The sequence below is a fragment of the Streptomyces carpinensis genome, from assembly GCF_002154505.1.
GTDB lineage: Bacteria > Actinomycetota > Actinomycetes > Streptomycetales > Streptomycetaceae > Streptomyces > Streptomyces carpinensis.
Map to the genome: position 1 here is coordinate 1 of NZ_MUBM01000010.1, position 20,680 is coordinate 20,680.

A 20,680-nucleotide genomic window follows, 5' to 3' on the forward strand; every position below is an offset into this window, starting at 1 on the left:
CACCAGTCGATGACGGCGGCCGGAGCGGACTCGGATCGAACTCCCGCAGCGGGTGTCGCAGGTTCGGATCCTGCCGGGGACACGGCTAGGAGGCCCCTCGGGATGATCCCGAGGGTCTTCCGACATCAGTGGGTTACATCGGCGGGCGCGCCTGGCGGACACCAACTGCGGCATTCGCCCAGGCACGTGGGTATCCAGCCGCACCGTGAACGTGCTATTCCCGAACGTCTCCGTCATCGTGAGTGCGTCTGCGCGCAGCGCCGACAGCAGCAAGGTGCACGTGTGTCGAGGTTCGTGCACGTGCACCGACCAGCCCCCCATGGCGAAGACTCGCGAGCCCCATGTCACAGCCGTGCAATAGAAAAGGCGTTCAGCCGCGACATCAACCGCAGACACGCGGAGAATTCGCGCTACGGTTTTCGACCCGTCCCTGGGGGGATTGATGTTCAGAAGACGGGCGGCTTGGACCGCCATTGGCACTGTCGCGCTCTTGTTGACCGGCACCTCGGCAGCAAACGCCGTGGAGGGCCAGGCTCCTGACGTCCGATGGGCGAACAGCGTCTCGGACGACCTTGGCACCCTGGCCGTCAGTATCAGCTCCGACAGCGCCATCACGGAGATCAGGGCCCATATCGTCTCCGCCGCCACACAGCAGGAAGTAACCGTCGTCGAGAATGCCGCGTTCGCTCTGGTCTCCGGCACGCCGGGCAACGGCGTGTGGCACACGAAGCAGCCTCTGGACCTTGCCGACCTGGGCAGCTACACCGTCCGCATCGAGGCCACGGACGCCGACGGCGACCGCACCACCGACGACTCCGCGGGCTCACTCGCCTACTACGTCGCGGCGGTGTTCGAGGACGTGCGCAGCGACCGCTCGGAGGTCGACATCGACCACCGCCAGGTGTGTGTCGAGGGCATCCTGAAGGGACGATGGCCGGCGACCCGCGAGCTGAAGCCCCTGGCGGATCACCCGGTGGACCTCGATGTGGACTACTGGACCGAGAACACCGTCCGCACCGACGCGGACGGACGCTTCTCCGGCACGGTCACGGTGAACGACGCGGTGCCGGTCCAGGCTGTCTACCGGAACGTCAACGAGTACCCCTACGTCTTGTACGGCGAGTCCAAGTCGATACAGATCGGCGTCCGGCAGGTAGCCACACGCTGGACCGTCCAGGCCCCGGCGGAGGCCCGGACGATCGACTTCGGACAGCAGGTCACCCTGGCTGCGACGTTGGAGCGCGAGACCCCGCATGGCTGGGAGCCCTTCGAGGGCCAGAGCGGTGGAGTGCTCTTCGAGCCCTCCACCGGTGGTCAGTCCGCCAGCGTCGGCTACTTCACGACGGGCGAGGACGGCAAGGTCACCTTCGCCCACGCCCCGTGGGAAACCGGGAGTTTCCGCGTGGCATCGCACAGCGACGACCCGTTCATCGCCCCCGCCTCCGCGAACAGTGCCCAGATCACCGTTCTGCGTGCCTCGGTCTTCAGCTCGTTCTCGGCCACCCGTACGCAGGGTCACGGCGTGAACGTCGAGGGTGCGATGGACTTCCCCGACGGCTGGACGCCCGCCACCATCCCGGTGCACATCCAGTACTCGCGTGACGGCGAACAGTGGGCGGACCTGCTCACGACGGAGGCCACCTGGTCCGGTAGCGGCTACGCTTTCTCGGCCGACATCTCCAATGCGAGGCGCGGTTACTTTCGCGCGTATTTCAAGGCGACCGAGTCGTTCCGTGCAGCGACGTCGGAGGCTGTGAAGGTGAGCCGCTGACATCCACGACTGCCATCAACGACGCCGGACAGCAACAACCTTGGGCAAGCCTGATCAGCTTCGAAACCCCTGGCTGGAGGCGTCAGAGAGCCAGAACAAGCGAACTCCTGTAACGGGTGTCTCGAGGCACCCCTCGAAGGTCGAGCATGTAACGGCGCGGTGGGGCTCAGTGCTCGGCATCTAATGCGTCGGGCTTGGGCTGGGCGGTGCGGCAGTAGCCGCGCCGCTCCTCGAGGGCCTAGGCGACGGGGGCGCCGTGCCGGCGGTTGTCGCCGCCGGTGGTGTCGTCCGGCTCGGGCCAGCGGCCCCGGCTGCGGTCGGCACGGATTGTGGCGGCGGTGACGCCGCTCCCGGCGGCCTTGAGCTCGTGGGCGCTGTAGAGGCGCTGCGGCTCGAGCTCGGGGCAGCCGCCGGATAAGAAGTGTCGAGTGTCCTGGAGGCGGGCCGGGCATGAGATCCGGTTGGCGCAGCCGCAGGGTGGGACGCGCCGAATGTTCCAGAGGGTGGCTGAGCGTCGTGAGATCGGGTGGGTGGGGGCGCACCGGACCCGCTCTCGGCAGTCGCCATGCCCGAGGGGGGGTGCGCGGGGGTCACGGCGGGCGTCGTTGCTGCCCGGTCGTCACTTCCGCTGGTGCCCGATGTGACGGCGAGGGTCGTACCTAGGGCCACGGAGAGGGCCAGGGCCGTACCCACTGCCAGGCGACGACTGTGGCGAGTGCCGCCGGGGAGGTTGCGCCGAGTGACCGCCGCCTCCTGACTCCGTATGTGCTCCTCCGCTGCGGGGTGAGCGGCGAGCGGCGTCGGAAGGCGCACCTCGGAGCGTGCCGAGAGCGGCAGGGGGTATGGATCGGGTCCGGCATGCCGAGATGCGAGGGCTTGCGCGCACTGCTCGGCGTCCGGGCGTGCCTCGGGGTCGTGGGCGGTCATGGCCCGCAACAGGGCCGCGAGGTCCGAGGGGAACCAGGTGGGGACTTCGGGCGGGCGGTGGAGGCGGGCAACTGCCGCTTCCAACGGGGTGCCCTGGTACTCCGGTTCACCTTTCAGACACTCCAGCAGGACCAGGCCGAGCGCGTAGACGTCCGCGGCCGGCCCGACCCGCTTGCCCTCGACCTGCTCCGGTGCCAGATAGGCAGCAGTGCCTAGCAGCACGTCAGGTGCCGTGTGCCGGGTGGCGTCGGCCAGGCGCGCGATGCCGAAATCGGCCAGGTGAGGACGACCGGCCGCATCGAGCAGGATGTTCGACGGCTTGACGTCCCGGTGCACGATGCCGGCCCGGTGGACATGGGCCAGCGCCCGCGCGAGGGCGGCGCCCACATCCGCCACGCGCCGCTCAGGCAGGGCTCTGCATGCCAGGAGGCTGCGCAACGTAGGGCCCTTGACCAGTTGCATGACGAGGTAGGTGCGGTCGCCGTCGCGGCCGGCGTCGTAGACGGTGACCAGGCCGGGATGCTGCAGGCGGGCCAGAAGGACGGCCTCCGCGGTGAGGCGGTCCTCGGTCCGGGGGTCGGCGCCGGGCCGGAAGACCTTCACGGCCACGGACCGCCGAAGGCGCGTGTCGACGCCCTCGTAGACGTCGGCCATGCCTCCCGATCCGATTCTCGTGCCCAACCGGTAGCGCCCGGAGAGGACTTGAGCGCACTGCGCATCCGCTGAGACCGCCGCGGACGTCGGCGGGACTGCTGTTCGGCGGGCCTTCACCTGATTCTCCGTTGCTGTCACCGCGTTCCGGACTCGGCCATGGACCATGCCGCGAGGCGGGTACCCCCAGCCTGTGTCAGATATCCGGACCAACTCGGCGCAGCGACGAAAACGGCCCTACTTCCCCCGGTGGCTGGCGTGTTGCGGCAGGTCAGGCAAGCTGTCATACCGACAGCTGGTCGTCGTCGCCGACCTCGCCGTCAGCCGCTTCCCTGGCAGATCACTGACCGGTATGCCGACAATCATGGCGATTTCGGCCGCCGGGTGGTGGGGCGGGCCCTCTGCGCCTCTCGTGCGGGATGCCGGCGATGATGTCGGTCTGGTCGCCGAGGGGTCGGTGATGCAGGTCTACAGCCGCCGGCCGAACTGGCCACGCACCAGTGCGCGTCACGCTCACCTCGTATGAGAGACATCGATTAAAATCGAATGTGTGATCGATTAGGTGCCTGGCTGCACGGCTGGGCGCACGCTGGACGGGGGCCACTGACTGACCGCAGGAGAGCTTGATGCCACATGCGCCGATCGTTGTATCCAACCCCATGGGAAGCGGTGGTCGCCGTGTGGCCATACGGGGCGAGTTCGCCGGGCTCGCACGCTCCGACGCCGATGTGCTGGAGTTTTTGCGGCGGGCCGGGCTGCCGGACGCCGAGGCACTGCTCGACGACCCAGCGTGGGTGACATGGACCGGCGGCCAACCGCATCACTACGAGGCCGCGTAAGTGCGACCAGTCCATAAGTCCGGCGGCTTCGTTCTCTCCGAGAGGGAGGACGATGGCCAGCGAACCTGCCGGTCGTTGTGGAAGTGCGCCGGTCGGCATGCTGGTGAAGCCGGACCGACCGGCCGGTCGAGCCATTGCAGGTCTGCCCGGTGCCGAAGCCGTTTCGCGTCGAGCTCCTGAAGCGGTGCTCGGAGAAGTTGCGGACGACGGCAGTGACGGCAGTGCTGACGGCAACGACGGTGGACGTCAGCGGTGCTCGACAGCCCAGCGCGGTACCGGCGGTGTGCCGCTGGCCCAGACCACCAATGCCTGCCCGCAGGGTGTCTCATAGTCCCCGAGATCGAAGACGGGGCGCACCTTCTCCTCAAGGGTGGGGTCCAGTACACCCGCAAGCCGCTCTGCCGCCCAAAGCCTTGTCCGGCCGTCGGGGTCTGCGGCGATGTCGCGGCCGTCCGCGGTCACGCGTTGCCAAGCGGACGCAGTGTTCCTCGGGTGCGGCCCGATGAGGCCGCGAGCTTCAAGCCATGCCCAAGCGAGTTCGGGGGTCGGTATTGCAAGGAGGCCCTAACCCCTGAGGGGCAGGGCACCTTGACCGCTGGCGGCCACGTGGTGCAGCAGGCGCTGAAGAAGAAGGTGCGGCACCCGGAGGCCCCCGAAGGCTAGCCTTTCCGCATGACGTGCGAGATGAAGTCGCCGATCATCAGCCTGATTCGGCTCGATGAGCCCGTGTCACAACCCGGCCGGTGGATCTGCACTCCGCACGGCCGTGCGGATGCTCCGACGAGATTGTCGCTGTCGCTGAGCTGCAGACAAAGGATGCCGTCCAGCCATACCGGGTCTGCGACCGGTGGCTCAGGGAGAACCGCCGGGCTGTCAGGTACCTCTCCGAGCGAGGCTACGACAACCGGTGAAACCACGACGTCCCGCCGGTGGGTGACCAGCGGGCGGGGGGCCGTTCGAGTAGCTGTTCACGGCACAGCCAGACGCACACAGAACGTCCTCACCCTACGAGCCGCCACCGACAACGGGCGTCGGCCAGACGGCCAGCTCCTCGCCGGTCTCCTCGTTGCACGTGCGGAATCCCGCTGCACTCCCGCCCACCCGGTGAAAACCGCAGGTCAGATCCTGCTGGAGTACTAGCCGGAGGCGGAGACGTTGGCGGTCACCAGGCGCAGGAGTCGGCGCGCCTGGTCGAACTGGGCGGGCGACAGGCCCATGGCGTCACCGATGTCCGTCGGGACCGTCCGGGCCCGCTCGCGCAGTTCCTGGCCTTGCCCGGTGAGGGTGACCAGGACGGTGCGCTCGTCGTCGGGGCGTCGCTCGCGGCGGACCAGGCCGGCCGACTCCAGGCGCTTGATCAGTGGCGTGAGCGTGCCGTAGTCGAGCTGGAGGGCGGCCCCGATGTCCTTGATCGGCACCGTGTCATGCTCCCACAGCACCAGCATCACCAGGTACTGCGGGTAGGTCAGCCCCAGGGCTTCCAGGAGCGGCCGGTAGCGGTTGGTCACGGCGCGGGAGGCCGCGTACAGGGCGAAGCACAGCTGGTCGTCCAGCAGCAGGGAGAAGCCCTGTTCCGTGCCGTTCTCGGTGCTGTCCATACCGGGTCTCCTCCTCGCGCCGCGCATTTCATCGCGCACGTGCGCCAGCCTAGACCACCAATGACGAAAGTTCAATGCACGCAATTAGCTTGCACACAATGTAATCGCACCATAGTCTTCTGTCGGTGAGTAGCCACTCACCCCCCGATCCGACCAGGGAGTCCACCATGACCGACCACACTCCGACCGCGCCCGTGCTGGAGGCCGCCGCGGCCGAGTTCTCCGCGGCCACCGCCAACCCGCCGTACCTGTTCGACCTCGGGCCGGTAGAGGGCCGCAAGGCCGTCAACGAGGTCCAGTCCGGCGAGATCACCAAGCTCCCGGTGGCCGAGGAGTGGATCACCGTCCCGGGCGGCCCGACCGGCTCGGTCCGGGCCCGGATCGTCAAGCCCGCCGGCGCCACCGGCACCCTGCCGGTGATCCTCTACATCCACGGCGCGGGCTGGGTCTTCGGCAACGCCCACACTCACGACCGCCTGGTCCGCGAACTCGCCACCGGCGCCGGCGCGGCCGTCGTCTTCCCCGAATACGACCTCTCGCCCGAGGCCCGCTATCCCGTCGCCATCGAGCAGAACTACGCCGTCGCCCAGTGGATCGTCCGCCAGGGCGCCACCAAGGACCTGGACGCCACCCGCATCGCCGTGGCCGGCGACAGCGTCGGCGGCAACATGTCAGCCGCACTGACCCTCATGGCCAAGCAGCGCGGCGACGTGCCCCTGATCCAGCAGGTCCTGTTCTACCCGGTCACCGACGCGTCCTTCGACACGCCGTCCTACCACCAGTTCGCCACCGGCTACTTCCTGCGCCGCGACGGCATGCAGTGGTTCTGGGACCAGTACACCACTGACCCCAACCAGCGCGCCGAGATCACCGCCAGCCCCCTGCGCGCCACCACCGAGCAACTGACCGGTCTGCCGCCGGCCCTGGTCATTACCGGCGAGGCCGACGTACTGCGCGACGAGGGTGAGGCCTACGCCGACAAGCTCCGCGAAGCGGGCGTCCCCGTCACCTCCACCCGCTACCGGGGCATCATCCACGACTTCGTGATGCTCGACGCCCTGCGCGGCACCCAGGCCGCCGAAGCCGCGATCACCCAGGCCGTCGACGTTCTCCGCCGCGCGTTCGGCACCGCCTGACCCCACCCGCTCCTGTCCGGCCCGGTGGGCCGGACAGGAGCGGCAGGCCGCGCGCCCTCGCCGAGGACCGTAGGTGCCGATCGGCTCCGGCCGCCCAAGCCTGGAGCAAGTCGATCCGCTGGCGGCCAACAGGAGGTAGCGCCGCAGAAGAAGCCTCCCGCGCGCGGCGCGGAAGCCAGCCGTCAATTCTGAGAGGTCTCTATCCTGTCGGTGCCCCCGGTGTTGCGGCCGGGGAAGGCTGCGTCAGGCGTGGCATGCACCAGGCCGGCTCCCACCGCCAGTCCGCCCACGCCTCAGGGTGCGCCATGCAAAGGGCCCTGAACGTCCGGGCGACCATGGCCCTGTAGCGGTCACGGTCGCCCGGCTCGGTGAAGGCGGCGGCGGTGCGCTCGGGATCGCGGTACGCCACCGTGGTCCGGCCGTCGTCGGCGACACTGGCGGTGAGCAGGTCTCCGCCCGTTCGGTACTCCAGGCCGTGCCGGGCCAGATGCGCTCCGAGCAGCGGGTAGGCGGCCCCGCCGACGAACTGCGGGTGCCAGGAGGAGAAGGTGTCGTGGGTGAACCCCTCCTCGTCGACCCGGGAGTCGATGAAGCCGCCCAGCCGACCGCCGGCCTCGACCAGCGCGACGCGCCACCCGGCCGGCGCCAGTTCCGCCGCCGCGACCAGCCCGTTGATGCCGGCGCCGACGACCACCGCGTCGTAGCCGGTCTCAGTGGGCATGACCGGCCTGCGCGCCGAGCGGTGCGGCCGCCGGCAGCGACCGGCCGAGGAACCGCTCCGCATTGCCGCGCAGCACCAAGGCGCGCTGCCGGTCGTCGAGGAAGGCGGCGCGGCGCGCCACCGATCCGGCAGGGCGCTCCCCGAGCGGGTAGGGATAGTCGCTGCCCACCATGACCTGCTCGGCGCCGAGGGTGTCGACCAGCAGCCGCAGCGCCCGCTCGTCGAAGACCACGCTGTCCACGCTGAACCGGCCGACGTACGAGGACGGCGGCAGTGCGGAGGTGCCGATCACGTCGTGGCGCTGGTGCCAGGCGTTCTCCATCCGGCCGAGCCAGAAGGCGAACGAGCCGCCGCCGTGGGCGAAGCAGATCCGCAGGGTGCCGGGGACGTCGTCGAAGACACCGCCGAGGATCAGCAACAGGATCGACAGGTGTGTCTCGGCGGGCATACCGGTCAGCCACTGTGCCATCCAGCGGCCCAGACGTGGGGAGTTCGGCATGTCCCACGGGTGCACGAAGACGGGCACCCGAAGGTGGGCGCAGTGCTGCAGGAAGGTGCGGATGCCGGCGCTGTCCAGGTCGAGGTCGCCGACGTGATTTCCGATCTCGACGCCGACATGGCCGTTTGCGAGGCTACGCTCCAGCTCGGCGCAGGCCGCGTCGGTGTCCTGGAGGGGTACCTGGCAGAAGGGGATGAGCCGTTCGGACGAGGCGGTGATCTCCAGTGCCAGGTCGTTGAAGATGCGGGCGACCGCGGTCGCCTCACTGCCCGCGCGCCTTCGTGCTATAGCCGCAGGGGCATACGTACGTCACCGGAGGTACTTCACCGGATGCGGCCGGCCCGCCGGCCACCCGAGGCTCCTGTGTCAGGGACGCGACCGGTACGGCGTCGGCATCTCGGCGGCGATCTCCCTGGCCACCCGCCGCAGTTTGCCGAGCAGCAGCTGGGCGCTGTCGCTGAGCGGCTCGTCGGCACGCCAGGTGATGCCGATCGACAACGGAACTGTTTCCAGGACGATCGGCAACACGTCGAGCGTGTCGTCCCCGGCACCGATCATCGCCGGTAGCACGGCCACCGCGTCGGTGCCCGCGAGGATGGCCCGGATGGTCAGGATGGTCGTGCACTCGATGAGGTTGCTCGGCGGATCCAGGTCGCGTTCGGCGAAGAGTTCGTCGATCTCGTCGCGCAGTAGGGCGGGCCGCGTCGGCAGGACCCACGGAAAGTCGACCAGCGCCTCGATGGTGGGGGTCGGCAGTGTCAGCGCGGGATGGCCTCGTCGGGCCACGATCCGCACCGGCTCGTCGTACAGCCGCAGCTGACGCAGGCCGACACCGGACTCCTCCGGAGTGAGCCGGCCCACCAGCAGGTCGACCTCGTTCCGGTGCAGCTGCTTCACCAGCTCGTCCGGCGTGCCCTCGAGTACTGCAACCGCAGTCATCGGCCGCTCCTGCTTGAGCGCGATGACGGCCCGGGGCAGCAGGGTGTAGGCCCCGGCCAGATTGGTGCCGACCCGCACCGGGCGGTCACCGACCCGTTGGATCTGGTCGATGTGCTCGCCCACGCGGCGGAGGTTCCCGAGGATCGCCCGCGCGTTCTCGATCAGCAGCTCGCCGTAGACGGTCGGTTTGACACCACGCGGCCCGCGTTGGAAGAGGCTGACACCCAGGACCTCCTCGGCCTCCCGCAAGCCGCGGGTGACGACTGGCTGGGTGACATGCAGTGCCTGGGCTGCGCCCACCAGCGAGCCGTGCTCCGCGATGGTGGTGACCAGGGTGAGGTGACGGAGTTTGAAACGGCCGTCGAGCAGCCGGTCGACCTTTTTGGACGTCATTTTCTCGTTGCACGCTCCTGACCAGGAACCAGTTGCCGACTCGTCGCTTCCCGTGAGTCTCGCGACCTCCCTTTGACGCACCCACCGGGAGGTATGACCAAATGAACATAACCGCACGTGTATTGGCAATGGTCAGATACGCGAGGCCGGTCCAGGATGTCAGCATGCTTCCCCTCACTTATTCCCCGGAGCCAGCCCACATCCTGGCCGCGCTGGCCGAGGGATCGCTGCGCGTCGTAGACCTCACCGCCCCGCTGTCCGCAGAAACACCGGTGCTACCCCTCCCGGAGGGCATGGCACCGATCCCGCGTTTCCGGCTCGAGGAGCTTGCCCACTACGACGAGCGCGGTGAGACCTCGTACCAGAACGGCATCCACACCGGTGAGCATGTCGGCACGCACTTCGACGCGCCCCGCCACTGGATCACCGGCCGGGATCTGGAAGACGTGGGAAGCGTCCCCGTCACCCGACTGGTGGCCCCGGCGGTCATCATCGACAAGTCACCCGAGTGCGCGGCCGACCCGGACTTCCTGCTCGAGGTCGAGGACATCCGCGCCTGGGAGCGCGAGCACGGGCCACTGCCCGAAGGCGGCTGGCTGCTCTACCGCACTGGCTGGGACGCCCGCTCGCACGACCAGGACCTCTTCCTCAACGCCGACGACGCGGGGCCGCACACCCCTGGTGTCTCCCCTGCGTGCGCACGCTGGCTGGCCGAGGAAGCGCCGATCATCGGCCTGGGAGTCGAGACCGTCGGCACCGACGCGGGTCAGGCCTACCGCTTCGAACCGGGCTTCCCGTGCCACTCGTACCTGCTGGGCGCCGGCAAGTACGGCATCACCCAGTTGCAGCACCTCGGGCAGCTGCCGCCCGTCGGCACCGTCCTCATCGTCGCCCCGCTGAAGATCGTGGGCGGCTCCGGGAGCCCCGCCCGTGTGCTGGCCCTCGTCGGGGCACCCGCCCACCCCACGAACGGAGAAATCTGACGATGCTGGTACGCGAGGCCATCGGACACACACTGCACAGACTCGGCGTCAAGACTGTCTTCGGCGTGGTCGGCAGCGGCAACTTCCACTTCACCAACGCCCTGGTGGAGGCCGGTGCCCGCTTCGTTGCCGCGCGTCACGAGGGCGGCGCCTCGGTCATGGCGGACGCCTACGCCAGGATGAGCAACGAGGTCGCCGTGGTCAGCCTGCACCAGGGCTGCGGCTACACCAACGCGCTCACCGGTATCGCCGAGGCGGCCAAGAGCCGCACGCCGCTGCTGGTGCTCACCGCCGAAGCCACCCAGCCGACCTCCAACTTCTTCATCGACCAGGAGGAGATCGCCGAGGGGCTGGGCGCTGTCGCTCTGCGGGTACGCTCGCCCGAGACGGCCCTGGACGACGTCACCCACGCCTACGAGCTCTGCTCCCGGGAACGGCGCACCGTCGTACTGAACGTGCCGATCGACGTGCAGGACCTGCCGCTGCCCACGGGCACGGGCGCCCGCCGACGGGTGCCGGTGGGCGACCCCCGCCCAGCCGCCGCCGACGTGGAGGCGTTCGCAGAGCTGCTGCTCCGGGCCGAGCGACCGGTCTTCGTCGCCGGGCGGGGTGCCCGCACCGCTGCCGGCAAGGAGGCGATCGCCGCCCTGGCCGAACAGACCGGCGCCCTGCTGGCAACGTCCGCCGTCTCCCGCGGCCTCTTCCACGACAATGCCTGGTCGATCGACGTCTCCGGCGGCTTCTCGACCCCCCTTGCGGCGGAGCTCATCTCGGGCGCCGACCTCATCGTGGGCTGGGGCTGCGCGCTGAACATGTGGACCATGCGCCACGGCCGCCTGATCTCTGATGACGCTGCGGTCGTCCAGGTCGACCTCGACCGTGCAGCCATCGGGCGCACCCGCGACGTCCGGCTGGGACTGTGGGGCGGCGTCGCCGAGACGGCGCGCGACACCGCCGCTCTCGTCGCGGCGGCCCGGAACACCTCCCGCACGGGCTACCGCACCCCACAGGTCGCCGCACGCATCGCCGCCGAGGGCAGTTGGAAACAGGTTCCGTTCGACGACCGCACCGGCGACGGTCTGATCGACCCGCGTACCCTGACCATCGAGCTCGACCGGATGCTGCCGCGCGAGCGCGTCATCTCCGTCGACTCCGGCAACTTCCTTGGCTATCCGAGCATGTTCCTGGACGTCCCCGACGAGTACGGGTTCTGCTTCACCCAAGCCTTCCAGTCCGTCGGCCTGGGCCTGGCCACCGCGATCGGCGCGGCCCTGGCCCAGCCCGACCGCCTCCCCGTCGCGGCCTGCGGTGACGGCGGCTTCATGATGGGCCTGTCCGAGCTCGAGACGCTCGTCCGACTTGAGCTGCCGATGCTGGTGGTCGTCTACAACGACTCGATGTACGGAGCCGAGGTCCACCACTTCGGCGCCGAACCGGCCAACGATCGCCCGGACCTGTCCACTGTCTCCTTCCCCGACGTCGACATCGCGGCCATCGCCCGCGGCCACGGTTGTGCGGCACTGACCGTCGCCGCCCCCTCCGACCTGCTGCCCCTGAAGACCTGGATCGAAAACCCCGGCCGCCGCCCACTGGTCATCGACGCCAAGATCACCAGCGAGGGCTCCTGGTGGCTGAAAGAAGCCTTCGGTCACTGAGCCGGTTCGAGACCCACGACGGCACCACGTACGCCAATGCGACTGCCGCCGCCAGTTCCAAAGGCATCAATGCCCTCGGCAGTGAGGCTTTCGCCGGAAGCATTGAAGGCGGATCCCTGCCCGCGCAGCTCTGGCAGTACGCCTTGAAAGTGGGCTATGGCCTACTGGATCGCCGGTCAGATCGGGGTCGGATCTCTCGATCCGCTACCGGCGCCCGTCTGATCTGGGCCGACCTCGCCCATGACCTCGACCATCCCGAAGACCTGCAGTCACTCGTCTCGTGCGCGCTCGGCCTGGATGATTGGGACGGGAGCTGGGACGAGCCGGTTTTCGTGGAGTCCGTGATGTGCCCCGAGGTGCGTGGAGCCGGCGCCCGCGCGTTGAGAGTCCGTGTCCAGGAGCCGGGCCGGGTCAAGAGAGGAGCCCCCGCAGGAGCAAGGACTTCACCCGTCGCGACCCGGACACCGAACTCGTCCTGGTGAGGATTGCGGCTGAGGATCGGTATTTCCCAAGCCGCAGACGCCGGCCAGTGCGGTGACCGCAAGCCGCTCGTCGCGCAGTCCTCGGGATTCAGGGGCAGTCAGGTCAGGTTCCGGTCAGCTCGGTCGGTGGTGGAGCAGAGGTGCCCGTAGCTCGTTCTCGGTGATCTGCTCGGCGGGGCGGTGGAGTGTCCAGCGGTAGGCCTCGCCGTCCATGGGCAGCACCTCGACGACGGTCTTCAGCGGTGGGTAGCCGGCTTCGCCGCAGATGAGTTGGCGGATCATGACGGCGGTGTCGTCGTCCAGGCCGAGCAGGGCGCGTACGGCATCCTTCAGTTCGCGGAGGTGCGGGCTCGGCCAGGCGATTCCTGGGCGCGGTTCCAGGTCCATGGGGGCACTCCTTGGTTCCGGAATGAGGGGCGGGCGGCGCAGACAGCGCCGGTGAGGGCGGGCGGTGTGTTCGGCAGCGGAGCCGATGTCGCAAGCTTTGCGACTGGCCCGCCTCTCGACGATGTCGGTGTCCGCGGGCGGGGTGCGCTGTAGCCGCGGTCGCATACGGGTGGTGCGCACGCCGGGCCGGGTGGAGTCCCGTCCCGTTGGTTACGCAGCCTTCGATCGCTGTGCGCACGGAGCCGTCGCCGGGATGTGCGCTGGGCACGGGCCGGGGCTGCGCGGTGGCACCGACTTCGATGCACGAGGGCGGGGCGAGCTTGGACGGCGCCACGAGCGCGTCCGTCGCGTGGGGTATCCCGGTCACCTCTGATCCGTCCTTCGTGCATGGGGAATCGATGAGGAACTGCGCGTGAGTCGGCTCTCGTCCAGCTCCACGGACGGCGGGGGTCCCACGGTTCGGCAGATATGCAGTTTTTGTGAGATCGCCGGCCTTCCGGGTGCCGCACGCGCTTGGCCCTGGCGGTTGCCACAGGACCCGGCAGGGACGCCTCACCCGCGACGCTCACAGAGCGCCACCTGCACCCTTCTGTGCGCTATGGGACCAAGCAATGCATTTGCGCAATGATCGGCTTATGCGCTGAGGTTCCCGAAAACGTCTCCCGCGGAGCGATCCGGATCGCTCCGCGGACCTTGTCTCTGGTGAGCGACCCTGTCGACGCCGGATGACGCACTGCTGCGCACCTATGCGGAGCACGCAGGGCCGCTGTTCCATCCGTGCTGCGACTGACCTCGGGAGACCGGCAATGGGCGGAGGACGTGGTGCAGGAGACACAGCTCCGGGCGTGGCAGCATCCCGCCGCGTTCGACCCCGCACGCCGCCCGGTCCGGCATGGCTATGTACGGTCGCCCGGCACCTGGCCATCGACGCCCACCGGCCCCGGCAGGCCAGGCCGGCCGAGACCGGCGGCGAGGCGCTGGAGCGTGCGGCCGAGCAGAAACCGGGCGAGGACGAGATCGAGCAGGCACTGCAGAGCTGGGCAGTCGCCGACGCCGTCCGGTCGCTGCCCCAGGACCACCGCGCCGTCCTGCTGGAGACCTACTTCCGGGGCCGGGCCATGGCGGAGGCGGCACAGGTGCTGGGCATCCCGCCGGGCACCGTGGAGTCGCGGACGTACTACGCCCTGCACGCCCTGCGGCTGGCGCTCCAGGAACGGGGAATCGAGCCATGACCGCGGCGTGCAGGAGGTGGCGACCATGAGCGCGGAGCACGTCGACCTCCGGCTGGCACTGGGAGCGTACGTCCTGGGCACGCTGCCCTCGGCGGAAGCGGAGCGGATACGCGCTCGCCTCGCGGAATGCGCCGAGTGCCAGGCCGAACACGTCCAGCTGACGGGGCTGCCCGCGCTGCTGGCGACGGTGACCCCGGCGGAAGCCGCAGGCCAGACGGTGCCGGCGGGCGACGGGGCCCTCGCCGAGCCGCTGGTGGCACGGGCAGCCGACAGCGCGCCGGGCTCCCTGCCCGAACGACATGCCGTGCCCGCCGTGCCCACGATGCCGCAGGCGCCGGAGGGAGGTGTGCTGGAGAGACTGCTCCACCAGGCCGCAACCCGGCGCCGCAGGGGCTGGCGTCTGCACCTGGTCGGCGCTGCCGCCTCGCTGACGTTCATCACGGCAGCGGCCGGCGACAGCCGGCTGGCGGCCATCGGATCCGTGGGCAGTCAGGCGACGCCGCCCGGACCGAGCGCGCCGACCGCCTGGCGCACCTTCTCCGGAAGCGATCCCACCACCGGCATCTCCGCCTCGGTGAAGGTCTCACCTTCTGCCTGGGGCAGCGTCCTTCAGATGTCCGCCAAGGGAGCGCCCGCCGGAATGACCTGCCGACTGCAGACGGTGGGACCCGGCGGAGCCAGGGCGGACGGCGCCACCTGGCGGGCAGGCCGGTACCCTCCCGGCGCCACGATCCCCGGGGCGGTTGCCATGTCCCCCGGGGCCATCGAGCACTTCGAGATCCTCGCAGGCAACGGCCAGAAGCTGGTCACAGTCCGAGCCTGAGGCGAGGCCCGGGTCCTCATGTCACTGGGTGGCCTGGCCGCCCAGTGACATCACACGACAGCTGCCGGGTGTGAGCGCATGGCGGCGCGAGGGGCAAGGAAGACGTCGCCACCGAAGGGGCGCGACGTCAGCGGAAAACGGCACCCGGCGGATGAGCTCGGCGACGTCGGAGGCCGACACCGGCGCCTCTGCGGCCGAGGGGCTGATCGGCGCCACGCGCGCGAAGGCGGCTCGTGGTCGAAGCGGCTGCCAGCGACCAGAAAAGTTCACCAGCGCGGCCGGGCTGATCGAGGTGAAGGCCGTCCGGGGGCAGAGCCATGCGGTTCACCGAACGGCCTGCGAGCTCAACTCGCCTTCTCCTCCGAAGTCCGTGCAGACCGGAGAAGACCGGAGATGACCGGAGATGACCGTCCAGGATGTCTGCACGCCGGGGGCCGCGACCGAGCCGAGACGTGGGCACGGAGGCTCGTCCGGCTCTGCGGTGCGACGTTCCCGCAGCGCCGTCCGGACGACCACGGGCGAGGGAACGAGCTGCCGGTGCCCGGTCCGCCCGAGTACGGCATCGAGCTCTGACAGAGACGAGTGAGCCCACCCAAGCCACTGGCATCGACGCGACCCGAAAGAAATCAAGCAAAAGGGGTGAATGCATCGAACCGTTCGGCATGCGCAGCCCGTGGAACCACATGAGCGCGCTCATGCAGGCTCCGGCCAACCGACAACCCGGAAGTTGCTGGTGATCTCCCCCTCCCGGTCTCCGCACATCCACAGAAGAGCCAGAAGACCATGTTCGTGACCGATCCCCCCAGCCCGAGTTCACTGCTCGGCCAGCCCTGCCGCCACCAGGCGCTGCTCACCCTGCCCGCGCAGGAGGCGCACGTCCCCGCCGCTCGTCACTTCGCGGCCGATCTGCTGAAGACCTGGAGCGTGCCCGCGAACGAACGGGACTCCGCCGTTCTCATCGTCGACGAACTCGCCTCAAACGCCGCCCAGTACGGCCGCGAGCGCATGACCCTGCGGCTCGTCCTCGACGACGGCACTCTGCATATCGTGGTCACTGACTCCGGCATGGCGGTGGAGCGCCATCGCCCCGACATCGCCTCCGACGAACACGGTCGCGGCACCGGCATCGTCCGGTGCCTCGCCCAGTCGACCGAGGTGCACCAGACACACAGCGGCTGCGAAGTCCGCGCCTGCCTGAGGTGCTCGCCATGACCGGGCCGGGCGTTCCGCACGGACTGCGGCCCCTTGCCGGGGCCGGCATCGCAGCACAGCGACGGATCACCGGGGGCGGCTGTGGCGCCGGACACCCGACGACCCCGCCGAGTGGGCCTTCGCGAGCCACAAGCCGTGCCCCGTCGACGGCTGCCCGGGCCCAGCGCGGGTGCCCATGCGGTCCTCGGCACACCCACCGGGCCTCGATCACGGCGACCCCGACCAGGACACGATGCTGTGTCAACGCTGCGGCGCCGACCCCTGCCTGCCAACCGAGGTGTGAGCGTGGACGTCACCCCGAACAGCGGCGAGGACATCGGTGCCCCGCCCTCGCACGAGGCGTACGCGCATGCGCCAGACCTGCGCCGCGAGATGCACCAAGTGCTCGCTCTCGGGGCCGAACCCGACGGCTGCCAGGCCAGGCCCGTCACTGGTCCCCTGGTCGATGCGACGGCCGCCGAACGCGCCTGGCTGCTACGCCGGGCCGCCCTCATGGACGGAAGGCCGTTGACGCCCCCGGCCCCGTCCCGGTCGGCGCCGCCGCAGAAACCGCCGGACAACTCGTCCCGCACGATCGCCGCCATCCCGACCTGGTGGCCGGTCCGCACCACCCCGACGCGATCACGCTCGCTCCCCGCCGCCCCTCTACGTCCGCCAGGAGGTACGCCGCCTGCACGGCTGCCGTGCGCCCCAGAACCTGAATCGACCCCGACCCGACAAGAAGAAGGACACATGACCCGCAAGGACAGAGACACCCAGTACGCCCCCGCAGCAGCCGGCCAACTCCGCTCGCCTCGCCTCCCACACCCGAGAGCCATGCGTGAGCATCGCGCCGGCCGGCGACAGGAACGGTCACGCCAAGGAACGCCGAGGAACGCACCGTGGCCGAACACAATGACCCATCGGCTGTTCCAGGCGCCCGAACGTGGTTGCTCCCAGGGGCAGCCGCTGGGCCTCCACCCGGCCCAAACGCCCCCGCACACTCCGCAGGCCGAGCAGCCGGCGCAGGTGGCCGTGCAGGTCACAGGCGGCGAACTACGCCTCGCCGTAGGCGTGATGCCGGTCAAGCTCCCCGTGGTTGCCGCGACGGGCGACGAATTCACTTGCGCGGCATGGCTGGACGACGCCGTGGGAATCTCCCGATGGCGCGGGCGGCGGACGCCGGTGAAACCGCCGTGCCAAGTGCACCGGGAAACCTGCTCCCAGGCGCCCGCGTACCAGACCGCGGGCTCGGGCACGAACGTCGGCCTGCCCGGCCACCTCCTGCGGATCCCGGTCTGCGACGACGAGTGCCGGCCATCCGTCGGTGCAGAGCCCTGCCGGGTCGTGGACATCGACCGCGTTCAGCAGCGTGGTGTCCCGGCCGAGTGCGGCCGGGACACGGAAGGGGAACTCTTCGCCGTATCGGCAGACGGGCAACCGTACTGGACACGCCCGCCGGCAGCAGTTGGCCGTCGTCCGCGGCCAAAGGTGTGCGCCTCCCGCCGCGTCAACCTTCCGCACGGCCCGGTCATGGGCGGGACGCTTCTTTGGGCAGCGGCCGAGGTTCTGCGCGCGCCGGGAGAGCGATGGGGACATGCTCGGGGCGGCAAGACACGATGCGCCACGGGCGCTCCCGCTCCCGCCACTGCCGCGCGGAACCAAGCGGCACGGATCGCCGAGACAGGTACGAGGGCCGACGCGTTCGAAGGGGTGGTGTGACGATGTTCCGCAATGCGCTGGAGCCCTGGCATCTGCTGATCCTGGTCGCGGTGGTGGTTTTGATCTTCGGCTCGAAGAAACTGCCCGACACGGCCCGGTCGCTGGGCAAGTCCATGCGGATCCTCAAGAGCGAGACCCAGGCCATGAAGGACGAAGGCGCCTCAAACGGGCCACGCCCCGAGCCTGAGCCTGCACCGGGACCACGGACGATCTCGGGCGCTCCCGGAGACACCCCCACCGCCCACAACGCGCCCCCGGACAGCAAGAGCAGCCACCGAGACTGAGCCCGGTCCTGCGCGCCCCTGGCTCATCCCCGCACGAGACGCTGACCGAAGCCTCCCGGCCGGCTCACCTCTTGCGCTGTCGGGCCACCCGCGTAGTTGTCTGCGGTATCGGCCGGTGTCTTGGCCCGAGCAGCGCTGTTTCCCGGCCCGAGCGCGGCGCGTAACAGCGGACGGTCCGAGGACCTTCGTGAGTGGCCGCCCTCGGGCCGGGGAGCGCAGATCAGCTCGCGGTAATTGGTGCCGACCCGGCCCAACTGCCGCCTGGACGCGCTACCGGCCGCAACCGGCGCCGTGGCGAGCTCGCACCCCACGGGTGACGGGCGATCAAATACTGGCGCAGGGCCGGTAGTCCCCGCCCTGCCGCACGAGATGAGGACGTGGCGTGCCCCAGTCGGCCCGCAACAAGAAGAAGGATCCCGCGGGGCGGATGCCGCTCGCGCAGCACCTTCGTGAACTCCGCAACCGGCTCGCCAAGGCCGTCCTTGCCATCCTGGTCGTGACGATCGCCGCGGCCTTCTACTACAAGGGCATCGTAAACTTCTTCACCAGGCCGGTGCTGGGCTCGGTCGGCTGCCCGACGTCCTTCGCCGATCTGGCCAAGCAGACCGCGAACACCACCTGCGCGCGGATCACGATCAACGGTCTACTCGCGCCCTTCACCCTGGCCCTGAAGGTGTCCCTGATGGCCGGCGTCGTGCTGGCCTCGCCGGTATGGCTGTACCAGTTGTGGGCGTTCGTCGCCCCCGGCCTGCACAAGCACGAGCGGAAATACGCCTACGCGTTCGTCGGCGCGGGCGTCCCACTCTTCTTCGGTGGCGCCTTCTTCGCCTACAAGGTGCTGCCCAGGACCGCGAAGGTGTTGATCGGCTTCACCCCGCACGGGGTGGACAACCTGCTGCCGCTGGACGATCTGCTCGACCTTGTCACCCGCATGGTGGTCGTCTTCGGTCTCTCCTTCGAGATGCCGCTGCTGCTGGTGATGCTGAACCTCACCGGAGTGCTGTCCGGCCGGCGGATGCTCGGCCGGTGGCGCGGCATGATCGTGGGGATCACGGTCTTTTCGGCTGTGGCGACGCCGAGCACGGACCCGCTGACCATGCTGGCGCTGGCCGCGCCGATCTGGGTGATCTATTTCGCCGCCGTGGTCTTTTCGCTCCTCAATGACCGGCGCAAGGCCCGAAGAGAGGCAGAGGGACCCGGCGACGACGAGACCTCAGACCTCGATCTCACGCCGCAGGACATCGACGAAGCGGAACCGGTGTCAGTCGGCCAGGCCCTGCCCGCGCAGCCGGACGCTGCCGACGACCCGCCGCGATCGCCCTCATGACCAGGCGCCTGACTCGGCCCGCCGAACCGCCGGAAAGTCGCAGAAGCTCCCATCCAGCCGCTGAGCCGATGTCGTCGTATTTTCGTTGCACATCCGATGCGGACACCGGATCATGGGTCGACTGAAAGCGATCTTGCTATCGATAGGCATCTATAGGTGACTCTGCACGATGAACACCGCCAGACCCTCACCGGCCCCGACGGGCTGCCGGTTCTGACCTACGTCCAAGGCACTCGCGACGGCCACCCCTGGGCCGACCTCGCCGAGGTCGTAGGCCCCGATCCCGTGCCGTCCATCCTCACCAGCATGTCCGGATGGGCCGTATCAGGATCCGTGGAACTGGGCGAACAGCTGATCCAGCATGGCGCACGCATCATGCGACACGCCCACGGCATGCACCGCGACCTGATCTCCGACCCTCCCCCACCCGAGTGGGCAACCCTCGACCTGCCGGACGGACTTCACATCGCTCCCAGCAACCGGCGGTCCGAAGAACTATTTCCGGCGTGGCGCGCTGCCTTCTCTCCCGAACATCCGGACCACTACCACGGAAGTGACGAGCAAGCCCTCCACACACAGCTGACACCATTGCTGACCGGCGAGGTACTGGGCCCGGTAATGCCCTGCAGCACACTGGCGGCTGATGAGGCAGACCGCGTAATCGCTGGGGTCATTGTTACGGACCGTGACGGACTCCCGTGGATCGCGACCGTCTTCCGTCAGCCCGATCCCCGTTATGCCGGCCTGGGCTCCGCTCTCCTGCGCCGGATGCTGGCAGACGCCGCGTCCTGCGGTCTCAGAGAAATCGCGCTGGCGGTGAGTGACGCCAATCCTGCCCGGCACCTTTACGAAAAGCTCGGGTTCCGGCTCACAAGCACATCTCTCACCGTCCTCGTTCCCTGACCCGGAAGTTCGGGCCCGCGCTTCCCGTCGGGGAACTGGTCGCCTCTCGCCCAGGGCCGCCCGGACGCCGGCGTACTGCAGCAGGTCGGCTCACTTCAGCGTGGCCTCACGCAGTCCCTGGTCACCAGCCCCATGACCGATGCGGGCCTGGAAGAGTGGGCGAGTCGGGCAGCACCGGATGCCAGGTGTCCGAGCCGACGCGATGTACGACAGCGAG

At 69.4% G+C, this 20,680-nt stretch carries 16 protein-coding genes and 1 pseudogene; 11 read left to right on the forward strand and 6 right to left on the reverse strand.

The annotated features are described in order from the left end of the window. Positions 1-490 precede the first annotated feature (490 nt). Positions 491-1,771: a hypothetical protein gene (locus tag BZY54_RS01495; RefSeq protein ID WP_143667971.1), complete on the forward strand. Its 1,281-nt coding sequence runs from the start codon at positions 491-493 to the stop codon at positions 1,769-1,771. Positions 1,772-1,951: 180 nt separating this feature from the next. Here the strand turns inward: BZY54_RS01495 and BZY54_RS01500 are convergent, their stop codons facing one another. Continuing rightward, on the reverse strand, positions 1,952-3,517 hold the full coding sequence (locus tag BZY54_RS01500; RefSeq protein ID WP_341868655.1) for a serine/threonine-protein kinase: 1,566 nt from the start codon (positions 3,515-3,517) through the stop codon (positions 1,952-1,954). 458 nt (positions 3,518-3,975) lie between these two features. On the opposite strand from BZY54_RS01500, the gene BZY54_RS01505 reads away from it, so the two are divergent. Further along, positions 3,976-4,188, forward strand: coding sequence for a hypothetical protein (locus BZY54_RS01505; RefSeq protein ID WP_086722510.1), 213 nt, complete (start codon positions 3,976-3,978; stop codon positions 4,186-4,188). A 1,136-nt stretch (positions 4,189-5,324) separates the two neighbouring features. On the opposite strand, the gene BZY54_RS01515 is transcribed toward BZY54_RS01505, so the two are convergent. Beyond that, positions 5,325-5,786 carry a MarR family winged helix-turn-helix transcriptional regulator gene (locus BZY54_RS01515; protein ID WP_208640511.1) on the reverse strand — a complete coding sequence of 154 codons (462 nt, stop codon included), beginning with the start codon at positions 5,784-5,786 and terminating at the stop codon, positions 5,325-5,327. 167 nt (positions 5,787-5,953) lie between these two features. Here BZY54_RS01515 and BZY54_RS01520 point away from each other — a divergent pair, with 167 nt between their 5' ends. Continuing rightward, the gene (locus BZY54_RS01520; RefSeq protein WP_086722511.1) at positions 5,954-6,922 is read left to right on the forward strand and encodes an alpha/beta hydrolase; all 969 of its coding nucleotides are present in this window, start codon (positions 5,954-5,956) and stop codon (positions 6,920-6,922) included. Between the two features lie 199 nt (positions 6,923-7,121). Here the strand turns inward: BZY54_RS01520 and BZY54_RS01525 are convergent, their stop codons facing one another. The 3 genes from BZY54_RS01525 to BZY54_RS01535 all read right to left on the reverse strand — a co-directional run bounded on the left by BZY54_RS01525 (position 7,122) and on the right by BZY54_RS01535 (position 9,474). Further along, positions 7,122-7,643 (reverse strand): FAD-dependent oxidoreductase, encoded by a 522-nt coding sequence (locus BZY54_RS01525; RefSeq protein WP_086722512.1) that lies wholly within the window; start codon positions 7,641-7,643, stop codon positions 7,122-7,124. Continuing rightward, a complete protein-coding gene (locus BZY54_RS01530; protein WP_279634626.1) occupies positions 7,633-8,430 on the reverse strand; it encodes an amidohydrolase family protein in 798 nt (265 codons plus the stop codon). Before BZY54_RS01530 ends, BZY54_RS01525 begins: the two co-directional genes overlap by 11 nt. 78 nt (positions 8,431-8,508) lie before the next feature. Beyond that, positions 8,509-9,474 carry a LysR substrate-binding domain-containing protein gene (locus BZY54_RS01535; protein WP_086722513.1) on the reverse strand — a complete coding sequence of 322 codons (966 nt, stop codon included), beginning with the start codon at positions 9,472-9,474 and terminating at the stop codon, positions 8,509-8,511. 164 nt (positions 9,475-9,638) lie between these two features. Between BZY54_RS01535 and BZY54_RS01540 the strand changes: the two genes are divergently transcribed. Together BZY54_RS01540 and BZY54_RS01545 are read left to right on the forward strand one after the other, a co-directional pair. Next, positions 9,639-10,457 carry a cyclase family protein gene (locus tag BZY54_RS01540; protein WP_086722527.1) on the forward strand — a complete coding sequence of 273 codons (819 nt, stop codon included), beginning with the start codon at positions 9,639-9,641 and terminating at the stop codon, positions 10,455-10,457. Between the two features lie 2 nt (positions 10,458-10,459). Beyond that, positions 10,460-12,112 (forward strand): thiamine pyrophosphate-binding protein, encoded by a 1,653-nt coding sequence (locus BZY54_RS01545; RefSeq protein ID WP_086722514.1) that lies wholly within the window; start codon positions 10,460-10,462, stop codon positions 12,110-12,112. A gap of 596 nt (positions 12,113-12,708) precedes the next feature. Here the strand turns inward: BZY54_RS01545 and BZY54_RS01550 are convergent. After that, the gene (locus BZY54_RS01550) at positions 12,709-12,981 is read right to left on the reverse strand and encodes a hypothetical protein (RefSeq protein WP_086722515.1); all 273 of its coding nucleotides are present in this window, start codon (positions 12,979-12,981) and stop codon (positions 12,709-12,711) included. A 733-nt stretch (positions 12,982-13,714) separates the two neighbouring features. On the opposite strand from BZY54_RS01550, the pseudogene BZY54_RS01555 reads away from it, so the two are divergent. From BZY54_RS01555 to BZY54_RS01585, 6 genes and pseudogenes are all read left to right on the forward strand, one after another. Further along, positions 13,715-14,213, forward strand: a pseudogene (locus BZY54_RS01555) (sigma-70 family RNA polymerase sigma factor). 25 nt (positions 14,214-14,238) lie between these two features. Continuing rightward, a complete protein-coding gene (locus BZY54_RS01560) occupies positions 14,239-15,036 on the forward strand; it encodes an anti-sigma factor family protein (protein WP_086722528.1) in 798 nt (265 codons plus the stop codon). Between the two features lie 789 nt (positions 15,037-15,825). Next, positions 15,826-16,248 carry an ATP-binding protein gene (locus BZY54_RS52660; RefSeq protein WP_244216899.1) on the forward strand — a complete coding sequence of 141 codons (423 nt, stop codon included), beginning with the start codon at positions 15,826-15,828 and terminating at the stop codon, positions 16,246-16,248. Positions 16,249-17,951: 1,703 nt separating this feature from the next. Continuing rightward, the gene (gene tatA, locus BZY54_RS01575; RefSeq protein ID WP_086722529.1) at positions 17,952-18,233 is read left to right on the forward strand and encodes a Sec-independent protein translocase subunit TatA; all 282 of its coding nucleotides are present in this window, start codon (positions 17,952-17,954) and stop codon (positions 18,231-18,233) included. Positions 18,234-18,615: 382 nt separating this feature from the next. Further along, positions 18,616-19,560: a twin-arginine translocase subunit TatC gene (gene tatC / locus BZY54_RS01580; RefSeq protein WP_086722516.1), complete on the forward strand. Its 945-nt coding sequence runs from the start codon at positions 18,616-18,618 to the stop codon at positions 19,558-19,560. 156 nt (positions 19,561-19,716) lie between these two features. Then, entirely contained in the window at positions 19,717-20,463 is a 747-nt protein-coding gene (locus BZY54_RS01585) for a GNAT family N-acetyltransferase (protein WP_086722517.1), read from the forward strand. Positions 20,464-20,680: the final 217 nt, after the last annotated feature.